Annotated in this window: 24 protein-coding genes and 5 tRNA genes; 19 read left to right on the top strand and 10 right to left on the bottom strand. The window is 71.3% G+C overall.

What is annotated here, in order from left to right:
• The first annotated feature begins 126 nt into the window (after positions 1–126).
• From ACIPFH_RS39620 to ACIPFH_RS39655, 8 genes are all read left to right on the top strand, one after another.
• Positions 127–912: a fumarylacetoacetate hydrolase family protein gene (locus ACIPFH_RS39620; protein ID WP_401834349.1), complete on the top strand. Its 786-nt coding sequence runs from the start codon at positions 127–129 to the stop codon at positions 910–912.
• Positions 905–2,389: a glutamate--tRNA ligase gene (gene gltX, locus ACIPFH_RS39625; protein ID WP_401834351.1), complete on the top strand. Its 1,485-nt coding sequence runs from the start codon at positions 905–907 to the stop codon at positions 2,387–2,389. Before ACIPFH_RS39620 ends, gltX begins: the two co-directional genes overlap by 8 nt.
• Before the next feature lie 96 nt (positions 2,390–2,485).
• A complete protein-coding gene (locus ACIPFH_RS39630; protein WP_401834352.1) occupies positions 2,486–3,214 on the top strand; it encodes an HAD family hydrolase in 729 nt (242 codons plus the stop codon).
• A 92-nt stretch (positions 3,215–3,306) separates the two neighbouring features.
• A tRNA-Gln gene (locus ACIPFH_RS39635) sits at positions 3,307–3,378 on the top strand.
• A 42-nt stretch (positions 3,379–3,420) separates the two neighbouring features.
• Positions 3,421–3,493: transfer RNA gene (locus ACIPFH_RS39640), tRNA-Glu, on the top strand.
• A gap of 62 nt (positions 3,494–3,555) precedes the next feature.
• A tRNA-Glu gene (locus tag ACIPFH_RS39645) sits at positions 3,556–3,628 on the top strand.
• A gap of 20 nt (positions 3,629–3,648) precedes the next feature.
• Positions 3,649–3,720 (top strand) — tRNA-Gln (locus ACIPFH_RS39650).
• 28 nt (positions 3,721–3,748) lie between these two features.
• Positions 3,749–3,821 (top strand) — tRNA-Glu (locus tag ACIPFH_RS39655).
• A gap of 105 nt (positions 3,822–3,926) precedes the next feature.
• Here the strand turns inward: ACIPFH_RS39655 and ACIPFH_RS39660 are convergent.
• Positions 3,927–4,571: a MerR family transcriptional regulator gene (locus ACIPFH_RS39660; protein WP_401834355.1), complete on the bottom strand. Its 645-nt coding sequence runs from the start codon at positions 4,569–4,571 to the stop codon at positions 3,927–3,929.
• A gap of 38 nt (positions 4,572–4,609) precedes the next feature.
• On the opposite strand from ACIPFH_RS39660, the gene ACIPFH_RS39665 reads away from it, so the two are divergent.
• Positions 4,610–5,104 (top strand): DUF4188 domain-containing protein, encoded by a 495-nt coding sequence (locus ACIPFH_RS39665; RefSeq protein WP_401834357.1) that lies wholly within the window; start codon positions 4,610–4,612, stop codon positions 5,102–5,104.
• Positions 5,105–5,259: 155 nt separating this feature from the next.
• Here ACIPFH_RS39665 and ndgR read toward each other — a convergent pair whose 3' ends face one another.
• A complete protein-coding gene (gene ndgR / locus ACIPFH_RS39670) occupies positions 5,260–5,976 on the bottom strand; it encodes an IclR family transcriptional regulator NdgR (protein WP_007384919.1) in 717 nt (238 codons plus the stop codon).
• Between the two features lie 189 nt (positions 5,977–6,165).
• Here ndgR and leuC point away from each other — a divergent pair, with 189 nt between their 5' ends.
• From leuC to ACIPFH_RS39690, 4 genes are all read left to right on the top strand, one after another.
• Entirely contained in the window at positions 6,166–7,596 is a 1,431-nt protein-coding gene (gene leuC, locus ACIPFH_RS39675; RefSeq protein ID WP_401834360.1) for a 3-isopropylmalate dehydratase large subunit, read from the top strand.
• A 6-nt stretch (positions 7,597–7,602) separates the two neighbouring features.
• Positions 7,603–8,196 carry a 3-isopropylmalate dehydratase small subunit gene (gene leuD / locus ACIPFH_RS39680; RefSeq protein WP_401834362.1) on the top strand — a complete coding sequence of 198 codons (594 nt, stop codon included), beginning with the start codon at positions 7,603–7,605 and terminating at the stop codon, positions 8,194–8,196.
• Between the two features lie 277 nt (positions 8,197–8,473).
• Complete coding sequence (locus tag ACIPFH_RS39685) at positions 8,474–8,704, top strand: hypothetical protein (RefSeq protein ID WP_356254641.1); 231 nt, start codon at positions 8,474–8,476, stop codon at positions 8,702–8,704.
• 137 nt (positions 8,705–8,841) lie between these two features.
• On the top strand, positions 8,842–9,507 hold the full coding sequence (locus tag ACIPFH_RS39690) for an HU family DNA-binding protein (protein ID WP_356254644.1): 666 nt from the start codon (positions 8,842–8,844) through the stop codon (positions 9,505–9,507).
• A 71-nt stretch (positions 9,508–9,578) separates the two neighbouring features.
• Here the strand turns inward: ACIPFH_RS39690 and ACIPFH_RS39695 are convergent, their stop codons facing one another.
• Both ACIPFH_RS39695 and cofC read right to left on the bottom strand, forming a co-directional pair.
• On the bottom strand, positions 9,579–9,782 hold the full coding sequence (locus ACIPFH_RS39695; protein WP_356254647.1) for a hypothetical protein: 204 nt from the start codon (positions 9,780–9,782) through the stop codon (positions 9,579–9,581).
• 9 nt (positions 9,783–9,791) lie between these two features.
• The gene (gene cofC, locus ACIPFH_RS39700; RefSeq protein WP_401834366.1) at positions 9,792–10,430 is read right to left on the bottom strand and encodes a 2-phospho-L-lactate guanylyltransferase; all 639 of its coding nucleotides are present in this window, start codon (positions 10,428–10,430) and stop codon (positions 9,792–9,794) included.
• A 164-nt stretch (positions 10,431–10,594) separates the two neighbouring features.
• Between cofC and ACIPFH_RS39705 the strand changes: the two genes are divergently transcribed.
• From ACIPFH_RS39705 to ACIPFH_RS39715, 3 genes are read left to right on the top strand one after another with little or no spacing between them, the layout of a single operon-like run.
• Positions 10,595–11,488, top strand: a complete 894-nt coding sequence (locus tag ACIPFH_RS39705; RefSeq protein WP_401834369.1) for a lysophospholipid acyltransferase family protein — start codon at positions 10,595–10,597, stop codon at positions 11,486–11,488.
• Positions 11,485–12,495 carry an NAD(P)H-dependent glycerol-3-phosphate dehydrogenase gene (locus ACIPFH_RS39710; protein ID WP_401834370.1) on the top strand — a complete coding sequence of 337 codons (1,011 nt, stop codon included), beginning with the start codon at positions 11,485–11,487 and terminating at the stop codon, positions 12,493–12,495. The genes ACIPFH_RS39705 and ACIPFH_RS39710 overlap by 4 nt, the downstream gene beginning before the upstream one ends.
• A 59-nt stretch (positions 12,496–12,554) precedes the next feature.
• On the top strand, positions 12,555–13,709 hold the full coding sequence (locus tag ACIPFH_RS39715) for a D-alanine--D-alanine ligase family protein (RefSeq protein WP_401834373.1): 1,155 nt from the start codon (positions 12,555–12,557) through the stop codon (positions 13,707–13,709).
• A 31-nt stretch (positions 13,710–13,740) separates the two neighbouring features.
• Here the strand turns inward: ACIPFH_RS39715 and ACIPFH_RS39720 are convergent, their stop codons facing one another.
• Together ACIPFH_RS39720 and ACIPFH_RS39725 are read right to left on the bottom strand one after the other, a co-directional pair.
• Positions 13,741–14,223: a DUF3515 domain-containing protein gene (locus tag ACIPFH_RS39720; RefSeq protein ID WP_401834375.1), complete on the bottom strand. Its 483-nt coding sequence runs from the start codon at positions 14,221–14,223 to the stop codon at positions 13,741–13,743.
• 20 nt (positions 14,224–14,243) lie between these two features.
• On the bottom strand, positions 14,244–14,477 hold the full coding sequence (locus ACIPFH_RS39725; protein ID WP_020128743.1) for an Lrp/AsnC family transcriptional regulator: 234 nt from the start codon (positions 14,475–14,477) through the stop codon (positions 14,244–14,246).
• A 206-nt stretch (positions 14,478–14,683) separates the two neighbouring features.
• Here ACIPFH_RS39725 and ACIPFH_RS39730 point away from each other — a divergent pair, with 206 nt between their 5' ends.
• Together ACIPFH_RS39730 and thiD are read left to right on the top strand one after the other, a co-directional pair.
• On the top strand, positions 14,684–15,649 hold the full coding sequence (locus ACIPFH_RS39730; RefSeq protein ID WP_356254665.1) for a thiamine-phosphate kinase: 966 nt from the start codon (positions 14,684–14,686) through the stop codon (positions 15,647–15,649).
• The gene (gene thiD, locus ACIPFH_RS39735) at positions 15,646–16,455 is read left to right on the top strand and encodes a bifunctional hydroxymethylpyrimidine kinase/phosphomethylpyrimidine kinase (RefSeq protein ID WP_356254668.1); all 810 of its coding nucleotides are present in this window, start codon (positions 15,646–15,648) and stop codon (positions 16,453–16,455) included. Before ACIPFH_RS39730 ends, thiD begins: the two co-directional genes overlap by 4 nt.
• On the opposite strand, the gene ACIPFH_RS39740 is transcribed toward thiD, so the two are convergent.
• Positions 16,436–16,648 carry a hypothetical protein gene (locus tag ACIPFH_RS39740; RefSeq protein ID WP_401834377.1) on the bottom strand — a complete coding sequence of 71 codons (213 nt, stop codon included), beginning with the start codon at positions 16,646–16,648 and terminating at the stop codon, positions 16,436–16,438. The genes thiD and ACIPFH_RS39740 overlap by 20 nt on opposite strands.
• A gap of 296 nt (positions 16,649–16,944) precedes the next feature.
• Positions 16,945–17,130 carry a 50S ribosomal protein L28 gene (gene rpmB, locus ACIPFH_RS39745; RefSeq protein WP_013000438.1) on the bottom strand — a complete coding sequence of 62 codons (186 nt, stop codon included), beginning with the start codon at positions 17,128–17,130 and terminating at the stop codon, positions 16,945–16,947.
• Positions 17,131–17,410: 280 nt separating this feature from the next.
• On the opposite strand from rpmB, the gene ACIPFH_RS39750 reads away from it, so the two are divergent.
• Positions 17,411–19,117, top strand: coding sequence for a DAK2 domain-containing protein (locus tag ACIPFH_RS39750; protein WP_401834379.1), 1,707 nt, complete (start codon positions 17,411–17,413; stop codon positions 19,115–19,117).
• A gap of 160 nt (positions 19,118–19,277) precedes the next feature.
• Here the strand turns inward: ACIPFH_RS39750 and ACIPFH_RS39755 are convergent, their stop codons facing one another.
• Both ACIPFH_RS39755 and ACIPFH_RS39760 read right to left on the bottom strand, forming a co-directional pair.
• Positions 19,278–22,262: a tetratricopeptide repeat protein gene (locus ACIPFH_RS39755; protein WP_401834381.1), complete on the bottom strand. Its 2,985-nt coding sequence runs from the start codon at positions 22,260–22,262 to the stop codon at positions 19,278–19,280.
• The gene (locus ACIPFH_RS39760) at positions 22,262–24,118 is read right to left on the bottom strand and encodes an HSP90 family protein (protein ID WP_401834384.1); all 1,857 of its coding nucleotides are present in this window, start codon (positions 24,116–24,118) and stop codon (positions 22,262–22,264) included. The genes ACIPFH_RS39755 and ACIPFH_RS39760 overlap by 1 nt, the downstream gene beginning before the upstream one ends.
• Between the last annotated feature and the right edge of the window lie 62 nt (positions 24,119–24,180).

Here is a 24,180-nt window from a genome sequence, read left to right on the forward strand (position 1 = left end):
GCACCGGCCGCCGAATGCTCAAAGCGGCCACCACGGATGTCAAGGGCGTCCCCGGCCGGGGGCGCCCTTCCGCGTTAGCCTGGGGCGTCACACTCCAGCCAGCTCAGTCAAGGGGCCAACCAACCCGTGCGCATCGCCAGGTTCTCCATCGACGGGAACGTCGCCTTCGGCGCGGTCGAGGGCGACAAGCAGGACGAGCTCGTCCTCGACATCATCAAGGGCATCCCGTTCACGGACTTCGAGCTCTCCGGCACCAAGGTGCCGCTGAGCAAGGTCCGGCTGCTCCCGCCCGTCCTGCCCAACAAGGTCGTGGCCTTCGGCCGCAACTACGCCGAGCACGCACGCGAGCTGGGCAACGAGGTGCCGGACGCCCCGTTCGCCTTCTTCAAGCCGTCCACCTCGGTGATCGGCCCCGGCGACGCCATCCAGTACCCGGCCTTCTCCGAAGAGGTCCACCACGAGGCCGAGCTCGCCGTGGTCATCGGCCGGCTGTGCCGCGAGGTCCCGCGCGAGCGGGTCAAGGACGTGATCTTCGGCTACACCTGCGCGAACGACGTCACCGCCCGCGACGTCCAGAAGCGCGAGAAGCAGTGGGCCCGGGCCAAGGGCTTCGACACCTCCTGCCCGCTGGGCCCCTGGGTGGAGACCGGCCTGGACCTCGAGACCGCGAGCGACCTGACCGTCCAGGCGACGGTCAACGGACAACAGCGGCAACTGGGCCGTACCAGCGAGATGATCCACTCGATCGAGGATCTGATCGTCAACATCACCGAGGCCATGACGCTGCTCCCCGGCGACGTGATCCTCACGGGCACCCCGGCAGGGGTGGGCCCCCTGGCTGTCGGCGACGAGGTCGCCGTCACCATCGAAGGCATCGGCACTCTCACCAACAAGGTTGTCAAGCGTGGCTAGCGCACCCGGCTCCCCCGTACGCGTCCGTTTCTGTCCCTCGCCCACCGGTAACCCCCACGTGGGCCTGGTCCGCACCGCCCTGTTCAACTGGGCGTTCGCCAAGCACCACCAGGGCACGCTGGTCTTCCGCATCGAGGACACCGACGCGGCCCGCGACTCCGAGGAGTCCTACGACCAGCTCCTGGACTCGCTGCGCTGGCTGGGCTTCCACTGGGACGAGGGCCCCGAGATCGGCGGCCCGCACGCGCCGTACCGCCAGTCGCAGCGCATGGACCTCTACAAGGACGTCGCCCGGAAGCTGCTGGACGCCGGCCACGCCTACCGCTGCTACTGCTCCCAGGAGGAGCTGGACACCCGCCGCGACGCCGCCCGCGCCGCCGGCCGGCCCTCCGGCTACGACGGCCACTGCCGTGACCTCACCGAGGCGCAGGTGGCGGAGTACAAGGCCCAGGGCCGCACCCCGATCGTCCGCTTCCGCATGCCCGACGAGACGATCACCTTCACGGACCTGGTCCGCGGCGAGCTGACGTTCACCGCGGAGAACGTGCCGGACTTCGGCATCGTCCGCGCGAACGGCGCCCCGCTGTACACGCTGGTCAACCCGGTCGACGACGCGCTGATGGAGATCACGCACGTGCTGCGGGGCGAGGACCTGCTCTCCTCGACCCCCCGCCAGATCGCCCTCTACAAGGCGCTGACCGAACTGGGCATCGCCCGGCGGACCCCGCACTTCGGCCACCTGCCGTACGTGATGGGCGAGGGCAACAAGAAGCTGTCGAAGCGGGACCCGGAGTCCTCGCTCAACCTCTACCGCGAGCGCGGCTTCCTCCCCGAGGGCCTGCTCAACTACCTCTCGCTGCTCGGCTGGTCGCTCTCGGCCGACCAGGACATCTTCACGATGGACGAGATGATCGCGGCCTTCGACATCGCCGACGTCAACCCCAACCCGGCCCGCTTCGACCTCAAGAAGGCCGAGGCGATCAACGCCGACCACATCCGCCTGCTGGACGTGAAGGACTTCACGGAGCGCTGCGCGCCCTGGCTGAAGGCCCCCTACGCCCCCTGGTCCCCGCAGGACTTCGACGAGGCCAGGTGGGAGGCGATCGCCCCGCACGCCCAGACCCGTCTGAAGGTGTTGTCGGAGATCACCGCCAACGTCGACTTCCTCTTCCTCCCGGAGCCGGTCTTCGACGAGGCGAGCTGGACGAAGGCGATGAAGGAGGGCAGCGACGCCCTGCTGGCCACGGCGAAGGAGAAGCTGGAGGCGGCCGACTGGACCTCGGCCGAGTCCCTGAAGGAAGCCGTCCTGGCCGCCGGCGAGGCCCACGGTCTCAAGCTCGGCAAGGCGCAGGCCCCGGTCCGCGTCGCCGTCACCGGCCGCACCGTCGGCCTGCCGCTCTTCGAGTCCCTCGAGGTCCTGGGCAAGGAGAGGACGCTGGCCCGCGTCGACGCGGCCCTGGCGAAGCTCGCGGCGTAGCCGCACCCGCGCCCGAGGGGCGGCACCCGGCGACCCGGGTGCCGCCCCTTCGCCATCCCCCGGACAGGGCGGCCGCCTCCGCGTTACCGTTGGATCATGAGCATCCTCGCCGTGGTCTGGGACGTGGACGACACCCTCTTCGACTACACGACCGCCGACCGCGAGGGCATGCGGTCGTATCTGACGGCCGAGAGGCTGCTCGACCGGTTCGGTACCGCGGAGCAGGCCCTCGCGCGGTGGCGGGAGGTCACCGACCAGCAGTGGGCCCGGTTCTCGGCGGGCGGGATCACCTTCGAGGACCAGCGCCGGGACCGGGTACGGGTGTTCCTGGGCCGCGAGATGACCGACGCGGAGGCCGACGCCTGGCTCCAGCGGTACTTCTCCCACTACGAGGCGGCCTGGTCGCTCTTCCCGGACGTCCTCCCCGTCCTCGACGCCCTCGCCTCCAGCCACCGCCACGCGGTGCTCTCCAACTCCAGCATCCACGTCCAGGACCACAAGCTGCGCGTCCTCGGTGTGCACGACCGCTTCGAGGTCATCCTGTGCGCGGCGGAACTCGGCGTCTCCAAGCCGGAGGCGGGCGCCTTCCTCGCGGCCTGCGAGGCCCTGTCGCTGGCCCCGCACCAGGTGGCCTACGTCGGCGACCATCCGGAGATCGACGGACGGGGCGCCGCCGACGCCGGGCTGCTCTCCGTGTGGATCGACCGCCACGGCACGGCCACCGTCGAGCTTCCGTCCGGACGCCACCGGATCGTCTCGCTCGCCGAACTGCCCGCGATCCTCGGCCCCGATACCCGTTTTGGAGCCCGGTCCACCTTCGGGTAATGTTCTTCCTGCGCCGCCGGGGAGCGGGCCGAAAGGCCGGAAGCCGGAGGAGCAACGCTAGAACAAGAACCCCGACGGGGTTTGCGTTCCAGTGGCCTATGGTGTAATTGGCAGCACGACTGATTCTGGTTCAGTTAGTCTTGGTTCGAGTCCAGGTAGGCCAGCTCGCAGAGCTCATCTGTGCATGTGGAGATCAACTCCACGAAGCCCCCGTTGTGTAGCGGCCTAGCACGCTGCCCTCTCAAGGCAGTAGCGCCGGTTCGAATCCGGTCGGGGGTACTGATCCTTCCCGCGAGGAGAGTTCGGGTAGCTCCCCCTCACTTCGATGCAGGATCGCTAGGGCCCCCGTTGTGTAGCGGCCTAGCACGCCGCCCTCTCAAGGCGGTAGCGCCGGTTCGAATCCGGTCGGGGGTACGCTTTTCATTGAATGACCTTGGTCTATGGTGTAATTGGCAACACTACGGTTTCTGGTACCGTCATTCTAGGTTCGAGTCCTGGTAGACCAGCTCTGATCTGCGGAAACGCATGATTTAGGCCCCCGTTGTGTAGCGGCCTAGCACGCCGCCCTCTCAAGGCGGTAGCGCCGGTTCGAATCCGGTCGGGGGTACGTGATCGGAAAGCCCTTCGCTTCGGCGGAGGGCTTTCCGCATGTCCGGACTCGTTCGGCCGCGCTTCGTTCGGCCGTGCCTCGTCGAAGCCGTACCGCCGCGCCTCATTCGAAGCCGTACCGCCGCGCCGACTCCTCCTCCTGCGCCAACCGGTGCAGCGCCTGAAGCATCGGGTCGACGAGGATCGCGCCCAGCACCGCCGCCTCGACCCGCTCCGCCTCCGACTCCTGGCTCTCCACGAAGTCCAGGTCCAGCACGGCCGCCCGGTGCATCAACTGGGCGTAGGAAACGAGAAGTTCGGCGTTCCATTCGTAGCCGAGCCGGCGCAGCGAGGCCACCGCCACCACCAGTGAGCGGTAGGCGGGGGAGATGGTCGTCAGCAGCCGGGCGTTCGACCAGCCCAGGGTCCGCAGCAGTTCGTCCGCCTCCTGGCGCGCGGCGCGTACGTACTCGTCCTCCGCATCCGGCTCCGGGACCTGCGGCAGTGCCCACAGGGCCGCACCGAGCCGGATCGTGCGGCCCAGGGAGTCGTCGTCGACATGGCCGAGGATCTCGCGGACCGTGGCCACCGGCAGTCGCCCCACCTGGATCATCGCGCGCACCAGACGCAGCCGGCGCAGATGCTCCTCGTCGTACTCGGCGGTCGTGGCGTTGAGCTGGCGGCCGGGCGGCACGAGCCCCTCGCGCAGGTAGTACTTGATCGTCGCGGTGGACACACCGCTGCGTTCGCTCAGTTCGGCCAGCCGCATGCCTTGCGCCCTTCCTTGGTCAGCGGCACTATCCAAGCATGTCTGTCGAACCCATTCGTACCACCGCGGACGCCCGGGGAGACGTGGTCGTCCTGTTGATCGGGATGCGCGTCAACCACTTCTGGGCCGTGCACCAGTGGGTGCCGGTCATGCTGGCCATGTTCCGCATGCTGGCGGAGCTGAAGAAGGATCCGGGGCGTGGCCTGCTCTCCCGGGTGTTGCTGACGGCCTCGCCACGGACGTACTACGTCGTCCAGTACTGGGAGTCGAAGGAGAAGCTGTACGCCTACGCGAGCGCGCCCGACGCGTTCCACCATGAGGCGTGGGCGAAGATCAACCGCCTGGAGCGCGGCGGGAAGGTGCGGGGGCACGTGGGGATCTGGCACGAGACCTATGTCGTGCCGGAGGGGTCGTACGAGTCGATCTACGGGGACATGCCGGCGTTCGGGCTGGCCGCCGCGCACGGGCAGGTTCCGTTGGGGGAGCGGGGGCGGTACGCGAAGGACCGACTCTCTTATCGGTCCGCGCCGTAAGGGCTTCCGCCGTCTGCCGGGTGCTGGGTCCGTCGTGGCCTGTCGCGCCCGCGCGGCGGAGCCGCATCCCGATACGGTCCCGTGTCACGGAGTCGGCTGTCCTGCCGTGGGGAACGAGCTTGCCGCGGCGTTGAGGCCCGCTCCTCCCCCCGGTGTCAGCCGGTGCGGCGCAGTGCCTCCGACAGGCGGGCCGCCGCGTCGATGACCGCCTGGGCGTGCATGCGGCCCGGGTGGCGGGTCAGGCGCTCGATGGGGCCCGAGACGGAGACGGCGGCCACCACGCGGTTGGAGGGGCCGCGCACGGGAGCCGACACGGACGCGACGCCCGGCTCGCGCTCGCCGATGGACTGGGCCCAGCCGCGACGCCGTACGCCCGACAGGGCCGTCGCCGTGAAGCGGGCGCCCTGGAGGCCGCGGTGCAGGCGCTCGGGCTCCTCCCAGGCCATCAGGATCTGGGCCGAGGAGCCGGCCTTCATCGTGAGCGTGGAACCGACCGGGACCGTGTCCCGAAGGCCGGACAGGCGTTCCGCCGCGGCCACGCAGATGCGCATGTCGCCCTGGCGGCGGTAGAGCTGCGCGCTCTCGCCCGTGATGTCCCGCAGATGCGTGAGCACCGGGCCGGCGGTGGCGAGCAGACGGTCCTCGCCGGCGGCCGCGGCCAGCTCGGCCAGCCGGGGGCCGAGGATGAAACGGCCCTGCATGTCGCGCGCCACCATACGGTGGTGTTCCAAAGCCACGGCCAGCCGGTGAGCCGTGGGTCGTGCGAGTCCGGTGGCAGCGACCAAGCCTGCGAGGGTGGCCGGACCGGACTCCAGGGCGCTCAGGACAAGGGCTGCCTTGTCCAGGACGCCGACGCCGCTACTGTTGTCCATGCAACGATACTCCCGTCTCACTCTGTGAAACGCAAGTTCATTTTCCCGTGAGACGCGCAACCCTTGGACACATGGTGGCCCGCGGACCAACGGGCCTGGCGGCGGGTGCCCGGAAACAGGGGCAGAGGGCGTCGCCTCCACAGGATCTCTAGTTGGGCCGGTGCGTCATTGCCGGCCGGAGGGAAAGCGATGGGTAGGACACTCGCGGAGAAGGTCTGGGACGACCACGTCGTCCGGCGCGCCGAGGGCGAGCCCGACCTCCTCTTCATCGATCTGCACCTCCTGCACGAGGTGACCAGCCCGCAGGCCTTCGACGGACTCCGGCAGAACGGCCGCCCGGTGCGCCGTCTCGACCTCACCATCGCGACCGAGGACCACAACACCCCGACCCTCGACATCGACAAGCCGATCGCCGACCCGGTCTCGCGCGTCCAGCTGGAGACACTGCGCAAGAACTGCGCCGACTTCGGCGTGCGGCTGCACCCGCTCGGCGACGTCGAGCAGGGCGTCGTGCACGTCGTCGGCCCGCAGCTGGGGCTGACCCAGCCCGGCACCACCGTCGTCTGCGGTGACTCCCACACCTCCACGCACGGCGCGTTCGGCGCGCTGGCGTTCGGCATCGGCACCTCGCAGGTCGAGCACGTGCTGGCCACCCAGACGCTGCCGCTGGCCCGCCCCAAGACCATGGCGATCACGGTCGAGGGCGAGCTGCCCGACGGCGTGACCGCCAAGGACCTGATCCTGGCGATCATCGCGAAGATCGGCACCGGCGGCGGCCAGGGCTACATCCTGGAGTACCGGGGCTCCGCCATCGAGAAGCTCTCGATGGAGGCCCGGATGACCATCTGCAACATGTCGATCGAGGCCGGCGCCCGCGCGGGCATGATCGCCCCCGACGAGACCACCTTCGAGTACATCAAGGGCCGCGACCACGCCCCCGAGGGTGCGGACTGGGACGCTGCGGTCGACTACTGGAAGACACTGAGGACGGACGAGGACGCCGAGTTCGACGCCGAGGTCGTCATCGACGGTGCCGCACTGTCACCGTTCGTCACCTGGGGCACCAACCCCGGTCAGGGCGCGCCGCTTTCGGCCGCCGTCCCCGACCCTGCCTCGTACGAAGACGCTTCGGAGCGCCTCGCCGCCGAAAAGGCCCTGGAGTACATGGGGTTGGAGGCGGGGCAGTCGCTGCGCTCCATCAACGTGGACACCGTCTTCGTAGGTTCGTGCACCAACGGCCGCATCGAGGACCTGCGGGCCGCAGCCGCCATCGTCGAGGGCCGCAAAGTCGCCGACGGCGTACGGATGCTGGTCGTCCCCGGCTCGGTGCGGGTCGGTCTGCAGGCCGTCTCCGAGGGTCTGGACGTCGTCTTCAAGGAGGCCGGCGCCGAGTGGCGGCACGCGGGCTGCTCGATGTGCCTCGGCATGAACCCCGACCAGCTGGCCCCGGGCGAGCGCTCCGCGTCCACCTCCAACCGCAACTTCGAGGGCCGGCAGGGCAAGGGCGGTCGTACGCACCTGGTGTCGCCGCAGGTCGCGGCCGCCACGGCCGTCCTGGGCCACCTGGCCTCCCCGGCCGACCTGTCCGACGCCGAGACCCGTACGCCCGCTGGAGTCTGATCAGTCATGGAAGCATTCATCTCGCACACCGGCCGGGCCGTCCCGCTGCGCCGTTCCAACGTCGACACCGACCAGATCATCCCTGCTCACTGGCTCAAGAAGGTCACGCGGGACGGGTTCGAGGACGGGCTGTTCGAGGCCTGGCGCAAGGACGAGACGTTCATCCTCAACCGCCCCGAGCGGCAGGGCGCGAGCGTTCTGGTCGCCGGCCCCGACTTCGGCACCGGTTCCTCGCGTGAGCACGCCGTCTGGGCGCTCCAGAACTACGGCTTCAAAACCGTGATCTCGTCCCGCTTCGCCGACATCTTCCGGGGCAACTCGCTGAAGAACGGCCTGCTCACGGTGGTTCTGGAGCAGAAGATCGTGGACGCGCTGTGGGAGCTCACCGAGAAGGACCCGCAGGCCGAGATCACGGTGGACCTCGAGGCGCGTGAGGTACGGGCCGAGGGCATCACCGCCGCCTTCGAGCTGGACGAGAACTCCCGCTGGCGGCTGCTGAACGGGCTCGACGACATCTCCATCACCCTCCAGAACGAGGGCGACATCGCCGCCTACGAGGCCAAGCGCCCGTCGTACAAGCCGAGGACGCTCCAGGTCTGACCCCGGAGCCCGGGAAAGGCCCTGAGCAGGTCGAGTTTCGGCCACCGCGACACCCCCAGCCGTACCCCCGATCGGTCCGATCGGGGGTACGGCTGTGTCTGTACCCGTTCGGCCCCGTGAATCTTCGCTCTTCCTCCCAACTTCCCACGTTAAGCCGGTTGTTGCCGGGGTACGCGACCTGTGTGGACGCGACCGCCGGAGGCGCCGGGGCGGCCGTTCGAGGCGGCAGTTGCCCCCTGGGCGGGCGACAACTCGCCCCAGATGGCACAATCTGTGCATGGAACACGACGGCCAACTCGAGCTCTATACGGCGGTCGCGAACCAGCTCAAGGAAGCGCACACAAGAGTGCGCGCACTGCAAGTCCCGGAGGGCGTACGGATGGCGCTGACCCGGAAGCTGCTGGTCATTACGGCCGCGGCCAAGCACGATCTCGCCGATGCGACAAGGCGTCTGGAGCGGTTCATGGCGGACCTCGACGAGGGGCGAATGCCCGGAGGGGAGCGTTGATCGTCTCCGGAGCAGCCGATTTCGTTGCGGCACAAGGGTGATTAGCCCGTTTCGTGTTTGATTTGCGGTATATATCTGCCTAACGTGCGAAAAGCTTGAACACTTTCGTTCCGGCTAATGTCTCCGAAGGGGAAGACGTGAACAAGGCGCAGCTCGTAGAAGCGATTGCCGACAAGGTGGGCGGCCGCCAGCAGGCCGCCGACGCGGTCGACGCGGTCCTGGACGCCATCGTCCGCGCGACCGTCGCCGGAGACCGGGTCTCGGTCACCGGCTTCGGTTCGTTCGAGAAGGTCGACCGGCCCGCCCGTTACGCTCGCAACCCTCAGACGGGAGAGCGGGTTCGGGTCAAGAAGACGTCCGTGCCGCGCTTCCGCGCCGGTCAGGGCTTCAAGGACCTGGTGAGCGGCTCGAAGAAGCTCCCGCGCGGTGGCGAGGTCGCCGTCAAGAAGGCCCCCAAGGGCAGCCTTTCCGGCCCGCAGGCCACCATCGCGAAGGCGGCGGGCAAGAAGGCCGCCACCAAGAAGGCCGCGACCGCGACGAAGACGGCGGCGGCGAAGAAGACGACCGCCAGGAAGACCACGGCGGCGGCGAAGAAGACGACCGCGAAGAAGACCACGGCGGCGGCGAAGAAGACCACCGCCCAGCCGACGGCCGCCAAGAAGACGACGGCCACGAAGGCCACCGCCAAGAAGACGACGGCCAAGAAGGCCCCGGCCAAGAAGGCGACGGCCAAGTCGGCCCCCGCCGCGAAGTCGACAGCGCGCAAGACCACCGCCAAGAGGGCCACCGCCCGCAACAAGTAACGGCACAGGGGTGCTCACGCGCCGGGCCGGACTCCCTCTCGGAGCCCGGCCCGCGGCCTGTCCGGCGGAATTCAGAAAGTCTGCAGCGTCACCAGGGTGATCCGGGGACTCTCCTTCGGCCCCTCCACCTCGATCCGCACCCGCTGTCCGGGCCGCAGCAGGCGCAGCCCGCCCGCGTCGAACGCCGGTCCGTCGAAGGGCACCGGCGTGCCGTCGTCCAGCAGCACCTGTCCGCTGCGCGTGTCGGGGTCGTACGTGTATGCGGTCGCCTGCATGGCGGCAGCCTACTGCCCCGGAATCAACAAGTGCGCCGCGGCGGCGGCCGTCCGGGGGCCCACGCCCAGGGACAGCGCCGCACGCAGGTCCTCGCCGGTGTCCACGTCCTGGCGAACGGAATCCACTGCCTCCAAACGGAGTTCCACGGCACCGGAGGCCCGGTGCCGGGCGCGGGAATCCGTGCCGAATGCGGGAAGCAATTCAAGGCCTGCGGCGACGGCGAGCAGCGTGGTGCCGATCGCGGCCGCGTCCGGGAGGAAAGAGCGGGGGAATTCCCCGGCCGAGTCCAGGACCCGGGCCAATTCCGGCGGACGCAGAGCCGGCAGATCGGCGTTGAGGGCCGCGAGCGGGGCCTCGGGTCGCGAGGCGCGTACGGCGGCCGCGCCGTGCGCCAGGGCGGCGTTGAGGCCCGCGCGCGGCTCGTCGGGGACGATCCGGGCGCCCAGGGCCGCCAGGACGCGCCCGGCCAGCGCGTCGTCCGTGACTACTGCCACATCCCGCACCGCAGGTGAGGCCAGTGCGGCCGCCACGGTGTCCTCGGCGAAGGCGAGGGCGAGGCCCGGGCGCAGCCCGTCGGTGGCGGTGTCCGCGAGCCTGCTCTTGGCCAGCGCCAAGGGCTTCAGGGGTATGACCAAGGTCCACTGCACCGGCGTACCGTCCCTCTCGTGTCGCCGCCATTGTCACCCGGCTCATCCGCCCGTCGGGCGGGCGGGCGTACCGTGTTCTCGACAGACCGGCGGCCCGGGGCGACACTTGTGCGGCCCCAGGCCACGCAGCAGGCCTTGGGAAAGTCCTAGAGGAAGGTGTCCGCGTGCCCCGCCGCAGAATCGGCTTCTGGTACCGCTTCGCTGCGGTCCTCTGCAAACCCTGGCTGGTGGTTCTGATCAAGCGGGACTGGCGCGGAATGGAGCATATTCCGGCCGAGGGCGGTTTTATCACCGCGGTGAACCACAATTCGCACGTCGATCCCTTCGCCTACGCACACTTTCAGTACAACAGCGGACGAGTACCGCGATTCCTGGCGAAGAGCGGGCTTTTCAAGGAGGGATTCGTCGGTGCCGCGATGCGCGGCACCGGACAGATCCCCGTCTACCGCGAGAGCACGGACGCGCTGAGCGCCTTCCGGGCCGCGATCGACGCCGTGGAGCGCGGTGAGTGCGTCGCGTTCTACCCCGAGGGCACCCTGACCCGCGACCCCGACGGCTGGCCCATGACCGCCAAGACCGGTGCCGCGCGCGTCGCCCTGCAGACCAGGTGCCCGGTGATCCCCGTCGCCCAGTGGGGCGCCAACGAACTCCTGCCGCCCTACGCGAAGAAGCCCAACCTCCTTCCGCGCAAGACCCACCACGTGCTCGCGGGCCCGCCCGTGGACCTCACCCGGTTCTACGGCCACGAGATGACCCCCGAGCTCCTGAAGGAGGCGACGGAGGTCATCATGGCGGCCGTCACCGGCCAGCTGGAGGAGATCCGCGGCGAGAAGGCGCCCGAGACGCCCTACGACCCGCGCCGCGAGCGGATCGAGCAGCGACGCCGCAGCCAGGCGGAGGCAGCCGCGGAAGCCGCCGCGGAGTCCGCCGACGCATCCGTCGGCGCGGACGGCGCCGAGACCGGTGCCGATATCGGCACCGAGATCAACGGCGCGGAGTCCGGCCGCGCGCGGACCGGCCGCGCGAAGACCAGCCACAAGGGGGAGATCGGGAAGTGAGCAAGTCCGTGAAGGCGGCCGTCTTCGGTACCGGATCATGGGGGACCGCCTTCGGTACGGTCCTCGCCGACGCGGGCTGCGAGGTGACGCTGTGGGCGCGCCGCGCCGAGCTCGCCGACGTGGTCAACTCCACGCGCACGAACCCCGACTACCTCCCCGGCGTCGAACTCCCGCGCAACCTGCGCGCCACCGCCGACGCGGCCGAGGCGGCCCGGGACGCCGACTTCACCGTCCTCGCGATCCCCTCGCAGACCCTGCGCGCCAACCTCGCGGACTGGACGCCGCTGCTCGCCCCGGACACCGTCCTGGTGTCGCTGATGAAGGGTGTCGAACTCGGTACGACCATGCGGATGAGCGAGGTCATCGACGACGTGGCCAAGGTGGGCCCCGGCCGGATCGCCGTCGTCACCGGGCCCAACCTCGCGAAGGAGATCGCCTCCCGCATGCCGGCCGCGGCCGTGGTCGCCTGCACCGACGAGACCGTCGCCCAGAAGCTCCAGACCGCCTCCCACACGCCGTACTTCCGGCCGTACACCAACACCGACGTGGTGGGGTGCGAGCTGGGCGGCGCGGTCAAGAACGTCATCGGCCTCGCGGTGGGCATCGCGGACGGCATGGGCCTCGGTGACAACGCCAAGGGCTCGCTGATCACGCGCGGCCTCGCCGAGACCACCCGGCTGGGCCTGGCGATGGGCGCGGACCCGCTCACCTTCGCCGGACTCGCCGGGCTCGGCGACCTGGTGGCGACCTGCTCCTCGCCGCTCTCCCGCAACCACACCTTCGGCACCAACCTGGGCAGGGGCATGACCCTCCAGGAGACCATCGCGGTCACCCGGCAGACCGCCGAGGGCGTCAAGTCCTGTGAGTCGGTGCTGGATCTGGCCCGTCGGCACGGCGTCGACATGCCCATCACCGAGACGGTCGTCGGCATCGTCCACGAGGGCAAGCCTCCGGTGGTCGCTCTCAAGGAGCTGATGTCGCGCAGCGCGAAGCCCGAACGACGCTGAGCGAACCCGGTGGGCGGACGCTGACTCCCGGCCCTACCACCGGGTACTCTCAACCCGATATGAGCACCGAGAACCTCCCCCAGAGCCCTCAGCAGCCCGTCCGCAAGCCGCGGGTGGCCGTTGTCTTCGGCGGCCGCAGCTCCGAGCACGGGATCTCCGTGGTCACGGCCGGCGCGGTCCTCAGGGCCATCGACCGGACCAAGTACGAGGTCCTGCCGATCGGCATCACGCGGGAGGGCCGCTGGTTCCTCACCGCCGACGAACCCGAGCGCATGGCGATCACCGACCGCCGTACGCCCGACGTCGACGAACTCGCCGAGTCGCGGGACGGCGGCGTGGTGCTCTCCGTCGACCCCGCCAACCGCGAAGTCGTCTACTACGAGCCGGGATCGGTGCCGAAGGCGCTCGGCGAGGTCGACGTCGTCTTCCCGGTCCTGCACGGCCCGTACGGCGAGGACGGCACCCTTCAGGGTCTGCTGGAGCTCTCCGGCGTCCCGTACGTGGGCGCGGGCGTGCTCGCCTCGGCCGTCGGCCAGGACAAGGAGTACATGAAGCGGGTGTTCACCTCCTTCGGGCTCAAGGTCGGCCCGTACGTGGTGATCCGGCCGCGCGAGTGGGCGGACGAGGCGGCCGCCCGCAAGAAGATCGTCGACTTCGCCGGCGAGCACGGCTGGCCGCTCTTCGTGAAGCCCGCGCGCGCGGGTTCGTCCATCGGCATCACCAAGGTCGACGACCTCTCCGGGCTCGACGAGGCGATCGCCGAGGCCCAGCGCCACGACCCTAAGATCCTGATCGAGGCGGCGCTGCGGGGCCGCGAGATCGAGTGCGGCGTCCTGGAGTTCGAGGACGGCCCCCGCGCCTCCGTCCCGGCCGAGATCCCGCCGCCGGACGCGCACGCGTACTACGACTTCGACGCGAAGTACATCGACTCGACCCCCGGGATCGTTCCCGCTCCGCTGACGCCCGAGGAGACGGCGGACGTGCGGCGCCTGGCGGTGGACGCCTTCGAGGCGGCGTCCTGCGAGGGCCTGGTCCGGGCGGACTTCTTCCTCACGGACGAGGGCGAGTTCGTCATCAACGAGATCAACACGATGCCCGGCTTCACCCCGATCTCGATGTACCCCCAGATGTGGCAGGCGACCGGGATCGGCTATCCCGAGCTGGTGGACCGCCTGGTGCAGGCGGCCCTGCGCAGGTCCACGGGCCTGCGTTGATCCACGACCCGTCCCAAGGGCTGTCCCGTGGCTAGTCGGCGATCCCCTCGGGGATCGCCTTCTTGACGGGGGCGGCCAGGTCGACGAGCGGCGCCATGCCGTCCGCCGTGCGGTCCTTCGGGATCGTCACCTCCACATACGCCCTGCGCAGGGTGGTGGTGAAGCGGAACGAGTCGTCGTCCCGCTTCTCCAGCAGCCAGCCCACCCCGTCCACCTCGACCCCGTCGGCCTCGGGGTCGCTCATCTTCTCGGGTCGTTCGACACCACAGCGCAGTATGATCGCCGGGTTCCCCCAGCCCGAGGTCAGCGCGGACGCGGGTGAGGGATCCCGGCGGCCCAGGTCGTCCACGGTCGACGGCAGCGCCTCGTCCAGGTTTCGGCACAGCTTCGTGACCGATGCCGCAGGGCTGGGAACCGCCGCCGACGTGTCACCGTCTGCTGAGGAGCAGCCCACCGCAGCGAGCAGGAGGGCGAGCGTGGGCAGGCCGACGGGCCGGTGACGGAAAAGGTTCACCGGCCAAGGTTAGACGGGGGCTACAGATGCACGACCGGGCAGGTCAGGGTGCGGGTGATCCCGTCCACCTGCTGGACCTTGGCGACCACCATGCGGCCGAGGTCGTCCACCGTGTCGGCCTGGGCCCGCACGATCACGTCATAGGGTCCCGTCACGTCCTCGGCCTGGACGACGCCAGGGATTTTGCCGATCTCCTCGGCGACGGTCGACGCTTTGCCGACCTCCGTCTGGATCAGGATGTACGCCTGTACCACGGAACCTCCAGGGCGGCCACGAGGATCATGTGGGGAAAAGGAACGCCACGGTATCGCGTCGCCGCTCGCCGCGGGGAGACCTGCGGGAACCACGGCTCGCGCGCCGGGGTGCGAGCCCGACAGAAGTTGACGGCTGACTCGACCGTATCGAGGACACTGGTTACGCGCGACCGGGCACAGACAGGTACAGAAGGGGCGAAAGGGCAATGAAGGGCACTGTTGGTGAGCTCGGGGAGTTCGGGCTCATCAGGGAGCTCACCTCCCGTCTCACCACCACCCCCGCGGTCCGGGTCGGCCCCGGCGACGACGCCGCGGTGGTCGCCGCGCCCGACCGCCGGGTCGTGGCCAGCACCGACATCCTGCTGGAGGGCCGGCACTTCCGGCGCGACTGGTCCACGGCCTACGACGTCGGCCGCAAGGCCGCCGCGCAGAACCTCGCCGACATCGCCGCCATGGGCGCGGTGCCGACGGCCCTGCTGCTCGGCCTCGTCGTACCCGCCGAACTACCGGTGACCTGGCCGTCCGAGATGATGGACGGCCTGCGCGACGAGTGCCAGGTCGCCGGTGCCTCCGTGGTCGGCGGCGACGTCGTACGGGGGGACACGATCATGGTGTCGATCACCGCGCTCGGCGACCTGCGCAACCAGGAGCCGGTCACCCGGGGCGGCGCCCAGCCCGGTGACCTCGTCGCGGTGACCGGCTGGCTGGGCTGGTCCGCCGCCGGATACGCGGTCCTCTCCCGCGGCTTCCGCTCGCCCCGCGCCTTCGTCGAGGCCCACCGCCGCCCCGAGCCGCCGTACCACGCGGGTCCGGCGGCCGCCAGGCTCGGCGCGACGGCGATGTGCGACGTCAGCGACGGGCTCATCGCCGACCTCGGGCACATCGCCGAGGCCAGCAAGGTCCGCATCGACATCCGCTCCGGCGCCATCGACATCCCGACCCAGATGAACGACATCGGGCAGGCCGTAGGCGTCGACCCCATCCAGTGGGTGCTCACGGGGGGAGAGGACCACGCGATCGTGGCGACCTTCCCGCCGGACGTGAAACTGCCCGCCCGCTGGAAGGTGATCGGCGAGGTCCTCAACCCGTCCGCCCTGCCCCAGGTGACGGTCGACGGGGCGCCCTGGACCAGCAAGGGCGGCTGGGACCACTTCGGGGACATGGAGTCGTGAGCGCGCTCAGGACCCCGCCCCGGGTGCTCACGGTCGCCGGTTCCGACTCCGGTGGCGGGGCCGGGATCCAGGCCGACCTGAAGACGATGCTCGCGCTCGGCGTGCACGGCATGAGCGTGATCACGGCGGTCACCGCGCAGAACTCACAAGGGGTGCAGGGGGCTTGGGAGCTCCCGGTGGAGGCGGTCCGGGCCCAGTACCGCAGCGTCGTCGACGACATCGGCGTCCAGGCGGTCAAGACGGGCATGCTCGCCTCCGCCGAACTCGTCGAGACGGTCGCCGAGTTGCTCGCCGGCACCGGCGCTCCCGTCGTCGTCGACCCGGTCGGGGTCTCCAAGCACGGGGACCCGCTGCTGGCCGCCTCCGCCTTGGACTCCGTGCGGACGAGACTGCTGCCGGTCGCCACCGTCGCCACCCCGAACCTCGACGAGGTGGCCCAACTGACCGGCCTGCGGGTCGAGTCGGAGGAACAGCTACGGGACGCGGCGGCCGCCGTGCTGGCCTACGGACCGCGGTGGGCGCTCATCAAGGGCGGCCATCTCCCCGGTGCCGCCGTGGACTTGCTGACGGACGGCCGCGAGGAGCACTGGCTGCGGGCGCCGAGGTACGACAACCGGCACACGCACGGCACGGGCTGCACCCTCGCCTCCGCGATCGCGGCACAGCTGGCCAAGGGGAGTTCCGTGCCGGAGGCGGTGGCGGCGGCGAAGAGCTACGTCACCGGGGCGATCGCCGCCGGGTTCGCACTCGGCGCCGGCATCGGCCCCGTGGACCACGGGTGGGACCTCACCCGGGGTACGGCCTGAGCTTGATGCCCGTCGCCGCCTTCTCGGTGAGCCGCTTGAAGAGGCCTGCCGTCGGGCGTGTGCCCTGGCCCCCGCCTGGCGGATACGGTTCAGCCCGCTCCGTCGGTCCCAGGAAGTACCCAGCGTGCGCGTCCCGCAGGGCCGGCTCACCGGCGCGCTTCCCGGCGACGAACACGCGAATCGTCTCCAGCATGCGGTAGCGGCCCTCGGCCGCCTCGGGGCTGCCGACTGTCCCGGGGCCACGGACTGTCCCGGGGCTGCCGGCCGCCTCGGGACGGTCGGCCGTTTCCGGGTACGGCAGGCCGCCCGGGTCCGCACGGCCCAGGATGGCGAAGCCGTGTTGCCCGGAGGCCGTCAGGGGCCGGCAGCTCGGGCACAGCAGAAAGCCGGCCCACCGAGGTGGACCGGCTCTATGCAGCGAACCAGCAGTGGCCGCGCGCGATGGGGGTCCCCCCGGCTCGAGCGAAGTCGAGAGTGGGGGGATGTGCGTCAGCGCGAGACCTTGCCGGCCTTGATGCACGAGGTGCAAGCGTTCACGCGCTTCGGCGTCCCGCCGACCACGGTACGGACGCGCTGGATGTTGGGGTTCCAGCGACGGGACGTACGGCGGTGCGAGTGCGAGATGTTGTTGCCGAAGCTCGGCCCCTTGCCACAGACGTCGCAGTTGGCAGCCACGGGTCACTCCAAAGACTTCAGATGCACTTACGGATGATCCCGGCATGCCGGGATCAGGATCTAGGATCTGAGTGGCGGTGCCAGGGGGATGGCCCGATGCGGATCGGGCAACCGGAGCAGCATACAACGACTGCGCCAGTACAACGAAACTACCATGGCTGCTCAGGGGCCCGGCCCCCCGCCCCGGTCGGCCCCCGTCCGCTCCGGTCCGGCCCGCTTTCCGGCGGACACCGGCCCGGGGTCTACGCTGCGTCCAGTCCAGCAGCTCAAGGAGGCGCAGGTGGCGCAGGTGCCGCAGACATTCTTCGATGCTCTCGCGGTGCGCACCTGGTGCGGCCTCACCCTCGCGGCGCTGGGGCGGGCGCGCGAGGAGATCGACGCGATCAACGTCTACCCGGTCGCGGACGGGGACACCGGCACCAACCTGTACCTGACCGCCGAGTCGGCGGCGACCGCCGTCGAGGCGGTGTTCGCCGGGTACGAGGCCGGTTCCGGTGCCGCTTCCGTGCCCGCCGGGAAGCCCTCCCTCGCCGACGCCGCGCGCGCGATGGCGCACGGCGCGCTCATAGGGGCGCGCGGGAACTCGGGGACGATCCTCGCGCAACTGCTGCGCGGTATGGCCCAGGTGCTCGCCGCCGGGGGCGAGACCCCTCACGCCGACGGAGACGGGCTGCGCCTGGCCCTGCGGCACGCGGCCGACTCCGCCCGCCAGGCCGTCGCCCATCCCGTCGAGGGCACCGTGCTGTCGGTCGCCTCGGCCGCCGCCGACGCGGCGGAGGAGGCGGAAGGGGACTGCGGGACGGTCGCCCGGGCGGCCTACCAGGGGGCGTGCGTGGCGCTGGCCGCGACCCCGGGCCAGCTGGCGGTCCTGGAGCACGCCGGAGTGGTGGACGCGGGCGGCCGGGGGCTGGTCGCGGTCCTGGCGGCTCTGGTGGGGACGTTCACGGGGGAGGTGCCGGGGCTCTCCGGTGCCGTGCCCGCAGCCCACGCGCGCGTGGAACCCGCTCGGGTGGTGGATCCCGCGCCCGTGGAGGACTGCGCCGACGGGCCGGACGGCGAAGGTGGCCCCGCCTTCGAGGTGATCTACCTCCTGGAGGCCGAGGACACGGCGGTGGTGCGGCTGCGTCGGCGGCTGGACGCCCTGGGCGACTCGCTCGTCGTGGTCGGCGGCGACGGCCTGTGGAACGTGCACGTGCACGTGGACGACGCGGGCGCCGCCGTCGAGGCGGGCGTCGAGGCGGGCCGGCCGTACCGGATCCGCATCACCCACTTCGGCGTCGACGACGCGCACACGCGCGGTGGTGAGCGTCCGCCGCGCGAGCGCGTCCAGCGGGCGGTCGTCGCCGTGGTGCCCGGCGAGGGCCTGGCCGGGCTGTACACCGAGGCGGGAGCGACCACCGTGCTCGCGCGTCCCGGGGAGCCGCCCGCCAGCGGGGAGCTCGTCGAGGCCGTGCGACGGGCCCACGCGCGCGAGGTCGTGCTGCTGCCCAACGACGCCGACCTGCGGCACACCGCCGCCGCGGCCGCCGAGCAGGCCCGTACGGAGGGCATCCGGGTGGCCCTGATCCCCACCCGCTCCGCGGTCCAGGGGATCGCGGCGCTGGCCGTGCACGAGCCGGACCGCCGTTTCGACGAGGACGTCGTCTCCATGACCTCGGCGGCCGGTGCCACCCGGTACGCCGAGGTCACCGTCGCCGAACGCCAGTCGTGGACCATGGCCGGCATCTGCCAGGCCGGTGACGTCCTCGGACTGATCGACGGCGACGTGGCCGTCATCGGCTCCGATGTCACCGCCGCCGCCGAGACCGTCCTGAACCGCATGCTCGCGGCGGGCGGCGAACTCGTCACCCTGGTGCTCGGCGACGAGGCCCCGGAGGGCGTCGCCGAGCACCTGGAGTCGCGGGTGCGGGAGGCGTACCTCGCCGTGGACACGGTGGTGTACCGGGGGGGACGGCAGGGTGCGTTGCTGTTGATCGGGGTGGAGTAGCGGAAGAGGGGGAGGGGTTCGGGGGCAATTCGGGGGCAGAGGGATTGTTCAACAATCCTTGCGCACGGCACGGCACGGCACGGCACGGCACGGCACGGCACCGCACCGCACCGCACGCCAAGCGCCGCCCCTTTGCTCCGGCCTTACCTCCGGGGATCGTTCAACGATCCTTCTGTTCCTTCGTCGCCTGCAACAGCTGCTCCGCCTCGGCCCGCCGCGCCTCCACCGTGTCGTCCTCCCCCTGCTCGCCGCCGACGGCGTCGGGATCGTCGTCGTGGCCGGCATCGGCGTAAGCCCTCAGCACCGCACGCGCGCGTGCCGCCGCCTCCACGGGACGTCCCAGGTCGGTCTCCAGCCAGCCGGCGGCCAGCTCCGCGCCGGTCCGGGCGTCCAGGGCGTCCTCGCCCAGGGCGACGAACACCGCGACGGCCTCGGCCATCTGGGAGAGCGCCTCGTCCAGGGTGGCCCGGATCGAGTCGTCGTCCGCGTCCTCGGCGGCGGAACGGGCGAGCAGGTCCCCGAACTGGCGGTGCGTGTGGCCGAGTTCGGCGACGAGCCGCAGGCGCGCCTCGTCGTCGTCCGCCGCGCCGAACGCGTCCGCGCACTCCTCCACGGCACTCGCCATCAAGTCGCGGGCCGCGCCCGTCCCGTCGTCCTCCGTGCGCAACGCCAGCCACGCGCGGGCGCGCAGGGACCGGACGAGACCGTGGACGTTGCCGAGGCCGCGCCACAGCTCCCCCGCGCGCGCGTAGGCCTGGTCCGCCTCGGTATGCAGGCCTGCCTGGCCTAGCGATTCGGCGGCCAGGTGGGCGAGGGTCGCGTGGTCGTGCTGCTCGGGCCAGTGCCGGGCGATCTCGGCGGCCTGGAGCCGGCGTTCGGCGGCGTCCCGGTGTTCCCCGAGCTCGCTCAGACAGTCACCCAGCCACCACTGCGTCTGCACGACCGCGCCGTCGCCGTGCGTCTCGGCGGTCAGGTCCGCCAGCGCGGACTCCAGCACCTCGGCGGCCTCGGCCCAGCGGCCCAGGCGCACCAGGAACCCGCCGAGCTGGTGCCGCGCCCACGCGCCGAAGGTGGGGCCCGCGCCCGCCTCGTCCGCCCAGTGCGCGGCCTCCAGGGCGTGCTCCGCGGCCTCGTCGGCCTGTCCACGGCCCCCGACGACCTCGGCGAGCTGGAGGTGCAGCTGCGCCCGCCCGACGGCCTCCAGGTACGGCCCGCCGTGCTCCAGGGCCGCCCGCAGGGCCCGCTCCGCCTCCCGCATGTCGCCCAGCTGATGGGCGAGGCCGGCCAGCCGGGCCTCGTACTCCACGGCGAACCACGGCAGCCCCGTCTCGACGAACTCCGCCGCGGCCCGCGCGAACAGCTCCGCGCCCGCCTCCGGGTTCCCGGAGTGCGTCGCCAGCTCGGCCAGCATCGCGTGCCCCTCGGCGACCCGGGCGGTGAGCCGTACGTCGTTCCCCGCCCGCCCCTCCACGAGGGCCAGCAGCTCCCGGACGGCAGCCTCCGCCTCCGCCAGAACCGACTCCTCCACGGCTTCCTCGGCCTCGTGGACGCGCCGCATCAGGATCCGCGCGCGTCCCATCAGCACGCCCGCCGCCTGCGGCACCTCCGTGCCGCCCTCGGCGTACAGCGCGAGAACCCGGTCGTACGGGTCGGCGACCGCCGCGAGCGCCTCGTCCACCTCGCCTGCCAGCGCACGGATGTACGCCGCACGCGCGCGTGCGGCGAGAGCCTCTCCGGGGTCGCCCGCCAGCGCGTACAGCTCGGCGGCCTGCTCGAACGTTTCGGCGCCCTCGGGGCCGAGGCCGATCGCCTCGTGGTCGGCGATCTCCGCACGGTCACGCGCCTCCAGTTCGACGCCCTCCGCCCCTTCGGCCAGCCGTGCCACGCGTGCCCACGCCTCGACGGCATGCGGCTGGAGGGTGTCGGACAGCTGCCGGGCCTCGGCGATCAGGACCGACAGGTCCGGTTCACCGGACCCCGGGACCGGAGCCGGAGCCGCGGGCGCCGCCGCGGCCGCGGCGGAAGCGGGGCGAGCCGTCCGTACACCCAGGGGCAGCCGCTCCACCAGGGGTTGTTGTGCCATACGCGCGCGTGCCCGCTCGCTGACGTACGACGTGCCGTTGCGTTCGTCGAAGCGTGCGGCCAGCGCGAGTGCCTCCGCGCGCGCGTGCGCTGCGAGTTCCCCGGCCGTCCACTCCCGGCCGGCCGGCCCGGGCACCCGCTGCCCGGCCAGACCGAGCTCGGACAGGCGCTCCAGGAGCAGTACCACCACGCTCAGGAACTCCAGCCTGCTCTGCGGGTGCCCGTCGTCCGTGAAGTACGCCGGCCGCTCCGCGAGCAGCTCCAGGCCCCGCGCCTCGTTCCCGGTCAGCGCGCAGAACTCGACATGGTCGGCGTAGGCGCCCCGCATGCTCTCCATGGACCGCACCAGCCGAAAGCCTCGCAGATGGTGGGCGCGGGCCTCCTCCACGCGGCTCAGCCGCAGCAGCGGCAGCAGGGACGACGCGAGCACGGTGTGCGGCTCGTGCGCGCACGTGTACTCGCCCTCCAGGACCGGCGCCCACAGCTCCAGCGCCTCCGCGTCCCGGCCCCGCTCCGCGCGCCACCAGCCCTGCCCGTGCAACTCGCACGCGTGGCAGTCGGCCATGGTGTCCCGGTCCGCGGCCAGCCAGGCGGTGAACGCCCGCTCGGCCCGCTCCACATCGCCCACGTGCGCGGCCACGCTGAACTCGGCGCTGCGCACCGCCCGAGCGGAGTGCCCGGCCAGCCGGTAGCGGTGCTCCATCTCTCCGAGCCACTTCTCCACCGACGCCAGCGGCACGTGCGGCTGGTCGAGCATCCCGGCCGACACCCACTTGAAGACCCAGTGCAGCGAGTGCGTCTCGTACTCGTCGAAGTCCTCGGGCCGCTCGTCCCACAGGCGCAGCAGCCGCGCGAACGGGACGAACATCTTCGCCTTCTCGGAGCTGTAGTTGTAGACCTTCAGCTGGTGTCCGAGCGCCTCGATCACGGCGAGCGGGACACCGAGCCTCTCGGCCTCCACCAGGAGCTGCTCCGCGCGCGCGTTGCGGGCCGGGCCCTCCGGCTGCTCGCCGTTCTCCGCCATCGCCCGGCGGAGTGAGTCGAAGTCCGTGATCCCACTCATCAGTGACCGCCCTGTTCCTCTGTCGGCTCGCCGTGCGCCGACTCCCCGTGCGTGGCCCATTCCAGAAGGCCGATGAACGCCCGGTTCAGCAGCGCCGAGTCCGCGGGCCGCAGCGGACGCTGCGCCATCAGCAGCGCCTGCCCGTACAGCGACTCCGTGGCGGTGCCGATCAGCTCGGGATCGTTCAACGAACTGATCCGCCGTATCAGCGGGTTGAGATGGTTCAGCACCAGACGCGCGCGTGGGGCGCTTCCGCGCAGCGAACCCAGAATGCCCGCCCACAGGTCGTCGGCCTGCGCCTCGGCCTGCGCGCGTGCCTGCTCGTGCCGGGCCCCCCGGTCGTCGAGATGCAGCGCGGGCACCGACAACGGATGAAAGGCCCGCAGGACGACGTCACAGCCCAGCGGCTCGAGCGTCGCCCGCGCGGCCGCCAGGAAGCCCGCGAGCGCCAGCTCGTCGGCCGGGGCGACGGCGTCCAGGTGGGCGGTCACGGTGTCCGCGTCCAGCTCGGCGACCACGGTCCCCGGCCGCACCGAGGGCAACGCCTCGACCAGCTCGCTGTCGTACGTGTAACCCCCGTTGACGACCCCGATGCCCTGCGCGGACGCGATCGGCGCGACCTGGCGGTACTCCTCCACCGTCCGCGTGAAGTGCACCACCGGGTGCCGCTGCGCGAACTCCTCCAGCGACAGCCGCCCGTCGGTCGTCTCGAAGGGCAGCCACGGCAGCATCGTGCGCAGCATCTCCTCGTCGTGCCGCGCCAGGGACTTCACGCCCAGGTGATGCACCTCCAGGAAGGCCGCCAGCCGCTGTGGATCACCGGCGGCCAGACCCGTCAGCCACGACCGGATCCTTTCCCCCAGCGCCTCCCGTACCGCCGCCAGCGTCTCGTCCTCGTACAGCGACTCCCGTGAGGCCGTCGGCCGCAGACTGTCGGTGTCCAGGACGCAGCGCACGAAGAACGCCCAGTCGGGCAGCAGCTGTTCGCCCCGCTCGGTCAGCAGCATCCCCTTGAGGTGCACCCGGTGACCGCCACGCTGCGCCGGGCTGACCGCCGACGGCAGCACGTACGCCACCCCGTGCACCCCGGCCACCGGCAGGTCCAGCTCGACCGAGTCCAACGGCGTGAACCCGAACAGTTCGTGACAGTGCCGGGCCAGCGCCACCCGCTGGTTGACGGGGGAGGGGTAGGACCGGTTCCAGGGCGCCGGCAGGTCCGTGACCGCCTCGTCGCCGACCCGGACGTCGTAAGGCAGCAGCGACCCGAAGTCCCGGGCCAGCGTCAGCACCCGCGGCTCCGTGAGCCACTCCCCGGCGCCGGCCCGCGCCACCAGATGCACGGTGGTCCCGGGCTCGGGGCGCTCCTCGTGGGGCAGGGTCCGCACGGTGTAGGAGCCGTCGTCGCGCGCCGTCCACTCCACCGGCGGCGCGTCGGGGGTACGGGCGCTGCGGCTGACCACGCGGATCCGTTCGGCCACCACGAAACAGGCCAGCAGTCCGATGCCGAACTGCCCGAGGAAGTCGGAACGGACGTCCTGGAGCCCCTCGGCACGCTTGGAACTGCGCCCGATCGTCGCCAGCAGGCTGTGCACGTCCGCCTCGGTGAGACCGATGCCGGAGTCCTCCACCCGCAGCCGGCCGTCCGCGGCGAACAGCCGCACCCGCGCCGGGGCGTCGGGCTCCTCGGCCCGCCGGGCGGTGATCGCGTCCACGGCGTTCTGGAGCAGTTCGCGCAGGTAGACCTTGGGACTGGAATAGAGGTGATGGGACAGCAGGTCCACCAGACCACGCAGGTCGACCTGGAACGTGTGAGGCGGCTGGGATGCCTGGGATGACTGTGAGGTCTGGGAGTCCATCGCTGCAGCGCCGCGGGCTGGGGGAGGAGCACGGCGCGGGGTCGGGCGGTCCCGGTGGGGCG

Origin of the sequence: Streptomyces sp. NPDC088157 (genome assembly GCF_044741545.1) — a bacterium.
Classification (GTDB): domain Bacteria; phylum Actinomycetota; class Actinomycetes; order Streptomycetales; family Streptomycetaceae; genus Streptomyces.